The 4355-nt window shown below is 48.3% G+C and carries 3 protein-coding genes; 1 reads left to right on the top strand and 2 read right to left on the bottom strand.

Annotated features, from left to right (window positions below; all coding sequences use genetic code 11):
- Positions 1-792: 792 nt before the first annotated feature.
- Positions 793-1737 carry a cation diffusion facilitator family transporter gene (locus PHX29_07040; protein MDD5605638.1) on the top strand — a complete coding sequence of 315 codons (945 nt, stop codon included), beginning with the start codon at positions 793-795 and terminating at the stop codon, positions 1735-1737.
- Between the two features lie 414 nt (positions 1738-2151).
- On the opposite strand, the gene PHX29_07035 is transcribed toward PHX29_07040, so the two are convergent.
- Both PHX29_07035 and PHX29_07030 read right to left on the bottom strand, forming a co-directional pair.
- Positions 2152-3759, bottom strand: coding sequence for a peptide chain release factor 3 (locus PHX29_07035; protein MDD5605637.1), 1608 nt, complete (start codon positions 3757-3759; stop codon positions 2152-2154).
- Between the two features lie 73 nt (positions 3760-3832).
- A partial coding sequence (locus tag PHX29_07030; GenBank protein ID MDD5605636.1) for a hypothetical protein occupies positions 3833-4355 on the bottom strand: 523 nt, incomplete at its 5' end.

Genomic DNA, 4355 nt, shown 5'->3' with positions numbered 1-4355 from the left:
TGTTAAGTGTAATTGCTTCGCCGGAGCTGCAACCGGTAAAGCCAACTGCCATCATTGCAACGAGCAGCATAGTAATTGCCGTCATAAGAAACCTGGAAAGCCTCATTTTGAATCTCCTAAATTTTTGTGTTCTTGAAGTTACGTTATAACGATAACGTTATAACGGTTCTCAAAAACCTCATCTATATTACTCTTGATATATCGCTTTGTCAACTTAAGTAGCAGGTAGCAAGTGGGTAATGAAAACCCCCGGTTTGTTAGCAGTGACGGTTCGAATGGCACAGAGATTGCCACAGGCGCTTACGCGCCTTCGCAATGACGGTTCGGGTGGATATTGGCCTTTCGATACGTCATCGCCGAGGCCGCAAAGGCATTACAAGCACACGAACGTCATCACTGGGAAGCCGTGAGGCAGTTACAACCACAGACGTGTCATCGTAAGGAAACCATAAGGCGGTTACCCGTCCGTCATCGCAAGAAGGGCGCGAGCAGTTACAACCATACTCCCGTCATCGCAAGAAGGGCGCGAGCAGTTACAACCATACTCCCGTCATCGCGAGGAGGGCGCGAGCAGTTACAACCATACTCCCGTCATCGCGAGGAGGCCGTAAGGCCGACGTGGCGATCTGGAGAGACTGCCGCGCCCGCTCGCGGGCTCACAGTGACGGTTGGGGTGGTACAGAGATTGCCACAGGCGCTTACGCGCCTTCGCAATGACGGTTCGAGGGGAGGTGCTTCTTGTGTAAAATCTGCCTTGATTGTGTTAATATTTCTATTCAAAGGAGAATATAAATGGCTTCACACGGCGAATCAAAAATTGCAGTCATAGCAGCCATCATCGGCAACACTGTTATTGCTGCCATCAAGTTCGTAGCAGCTGCTATTACCGGTTCTTCCGCCATGATATCAGAGGGAATACACTCTCTGGTTGATTCTGGTAACGGCGGGCTTATCCTGCTTGGCCTGAACCGGGCTAAAAAACCGGCAGACCCAACTCATCCATTCGGTTATGGCAAGGAACTCTATTTCTGGACCCTGGTAGTTTCGGTTTCTATATTTGGTATTGGCGGGGGCCTTTCTCTATATGAGGGCATTGCCCATATGCGCCACGTTGCCCCGGAAGCAGTGCTTTTCGACCCCACCGTAAATTACATCGTACTGGGATTAGCAATGCTGGTGGAAGGCTGGTCATTTTCGGTTGCTTTCAAACAGTTCAACAAAGCCAGGGGGAGCAAAGGGGCTTGGAGCTACATCAAGGGAGCCAAGGACCCGAGTGTGTTTACTGTTGTGCTGGAAGACAGCGCTGCTATGCTCGGCTTGTTATTTGCATTGGCAGGTGTATTTTTTGGGCACTTGTTCAAAAACCCATATCTTGATGGAGCGGCATCGGTAGCCATCGGGTTATTGCTGATGAGTGTGGCTTTTATTTTGGCTTTTGAATCCAAAAGCCTGCTCCTGGGGGAAGGAGTAGATGATAGCACCTTGGAAGATATCAAAAGCAGGGTCACAGCAGTGCCAGCGGTAGAACGTGCAGGCAAGATACTCACCATGTATATTGGCCCACACAACTTGCTGGTAAACCTGGACGTTTGTTTTAAACCCGGCATCACAGATGCCGAGATGCATACTGCAATACAGAATATTGAAAAAAACATTCGGGAAGTGTACCCGGAATGCAGCCGCATTTACATCGAATCGCAGGCTCTGGCACCTGAAAGCCGCCAGGAATGTACATAAGATAGTTGAAAAAAGGATTCCTGTTTAACCAGACTTGTTTGCGCTCACAATTTTGCTAATGCACCCAACCACATCAACCCGGCTAACCAGCCTGGTAATGGCAGCCAGTGCAAGAGTAAGAACGGCAAGGATCTTTCCCGTAATAGCGCCCGTTGTAACATAAGGCGTGTTTCCGTATTTACGAGCACAATTCGTGTGAGATTCTTCGCTGTGCTCGAGAATGACACGTTTTTATGTTTGCTGTGTCATCCTTGATGAGCACGTAAGTGCGAAGAAGGATCTTTTCCGTAATAGTGCCCGTTGTAACATAGGAGTGTTTCCCTATGTACGAGCACAATTCATGTGAGATTCTTCGCTAAAATACCCCTTATATTGAGCCTGAGCGGTTGATGCTGAAGAAAAAATTAGCCTGCTTTATCCCATTTCCAGGAATTTAACACCCGGGTTCTCCCGCTGGCAATAATCAAATTCCCACGTGGAAGAAAATAACAGTACCATACGTCCATGGCTGTCCCTGAATTGCCGGTCATGCCTCCTCAGATGAAACACCCTGTCGATAGCTTCTTTTTCACCCACAACCCATCGCGCACAGGAATAAGGAAGAATCTCTGTTCTGGCTTCAACTCCATATTCCTGCTCCAAACGGGAAAGCACAACATCAAACTGAAGCACACCCACAGCAGCCAGCACCGGTTCACGCCGTTGAACGTCCTCCGGGTAAAGAACTTGAATCGCGCCTTCCTCTTCCAGCTGATCTATGCCCTTGTTGAACTGCTTGTAGCGACTGATTTGCTTGTTATGTAAAACAGCAAAATGCTCAGGCGGAAATCTCGGTATTTCCGCATACCGAAGCTGCTTGCCGGTGGTAACTGTATCCCCTATAGCAAACAGACCAGGGCTGATAATACCAATTACATCCCCCGGGAAAGCTTCTTCAATTGGCTCCCGTTCCCGCGCAAATAGTCTGAAAGCGCGAGTCAGCTTGACTTCTTTTGCCAGTCTGGGGTTAAACACCGGCATATCTTTGGTAAATTTTCCTCCGCACACCCGCATAAATGCCATCCTGTCCCGGTGGCGCGGATCAAGGTTAGCCTGCACCTTAAATACAAAGCCGTAAAAATCCTGGCTGTTAGGGTCAATTACTCCACCCTCCACCTGCCTGGCGGCTGGTGCGGGTGCCAGTTCCAAAACTGCATTTAAAAATGGTTCGACCCCAAAATTGTTGAGTGCGCTGCCAAAAAATACCGGGGTAAGCTTTCCAGCAAGATAGCTTTCCCGGTTAAAAACATTACCCACGCCTTTAAGCAGTTCCACTTCTCCGGACAACTTGCTACAGGCAGTTCCCCCAATTATCTTTTCCAATTCAGGATCATCAATTCCAGTTACGGTAACCGGAGCTCTGAACATGTTGTGGGCAGTACGTTCGTAGAGTTGAACCTGGTGGTTTCTAAAGTCATATACACCCTTAAAATCAATATCTTCTCCGATTGGCCAGTTCATAGGGGCTGCTGTTATGCCCAGCATTCTTTCTATTTCATCCAGCAGCTCAAGCGGATCACGGCCAGGATGATCCATTTTGTTAATAAAAGTGATGATTGGCATGTTTTGCATCCGGCAGACTTTAAAAAGTTTTTCCGTCTGTGGCTCAATGCCTTTGGCACAATCCAGAACCATCACCGCGCTGTCAACCGCCATAAGTGTACGGTAGGTATCTTCGCTAAAGTCCTGGTGGCCGGGTGTATCTAACAGGTTTATACGAAAACCCCGATAATCCATCTCAAGCGCTGTTGCAGAAATTGAAATCCCGCGCTGCTGCTCCATTGCCATCCAATCCGAAGCGGTAGCACTGGTACCGCTGCCGCTTCTTACCGCACCGGCAAGATGCAACGCCCCGGAATACAGAAGCAACTTTTCGGTAAGCGTGGTTTTTCCGGCATCCGGGTGAGATATGATGGCGAAAGTACGCCTGCGGCTAACTTCTTTTTCTGTACCATCTAATTTGTTTATGTTATTCTCAGACACAAAAATATACCTTCAAAATAATAATTAATACTTGGGAGGATCTACCTTCTAACAAAAGAAGCAAACAACCAGTTTAATAGCGGATCTTATCTATCAAGATTACGATACCCGCAGAAGCCATGACGGCTCCACCTAAAATCATGCCGATCATTGCCCAGTTTGGAGCACCTTGATTTGCACCTGAAGGAGGATTAACAGGCTCAATAGTTTGCGTCACAGTTACTGGCGGTTGTTCAACTATCTCAGTGTTTGTGATTGTTATTGGCGGTTGGGTTAAAGTGACTGTTGGACTGACCGCAGTTGTGGTTATTACCGCGGTTGTGGTGTAAGTAACTTCGTTTGTTTCAGTAACCGTTACCGGGGGCTGAGTTCGCGTAACAGTAAGAGGAGGCGAAGTAACACCTACAGTGGTGGTAACTGGCGGAACGGTTACTGTTACCGTTACGGTTGGATCTGGAGGCTCGGTAGGATCGCCCGGGTTAGAAGACTCCGGTACGGTATGAAAGTTTTGCAGTTGGCACCAGGGGCTGCAAGCCTCATCCTCCGCAACTGCCCGGACCCTCCAGTAATAATAGGTATCATAGATAAGCTCAGAG

The sequence above is a fragment of the Dehalococcoidales bacterium genome (assembly GCA_028717385.1).
Lineage (GTDB): Bacteria > Chloroflexota > Dehalococcoidia > Dehalococcoidales > CSSed11-197 > CSSed11-197.
The sequence above is the reverse complement of the archived record's forward strand: the minus strand, read 5'-3'. Positions and strand labels throughout refer to the sequence as shown.

What these genes read in the sequence shown, in the direction of transcription:
- PHX29_07040 (MDD5605638.1), top strand. Translation starts at nt 793, where the DNA reads ATGGCTTCACACGGCGAATCAAAAATTGCAGTCATAGCAGCCATCATC.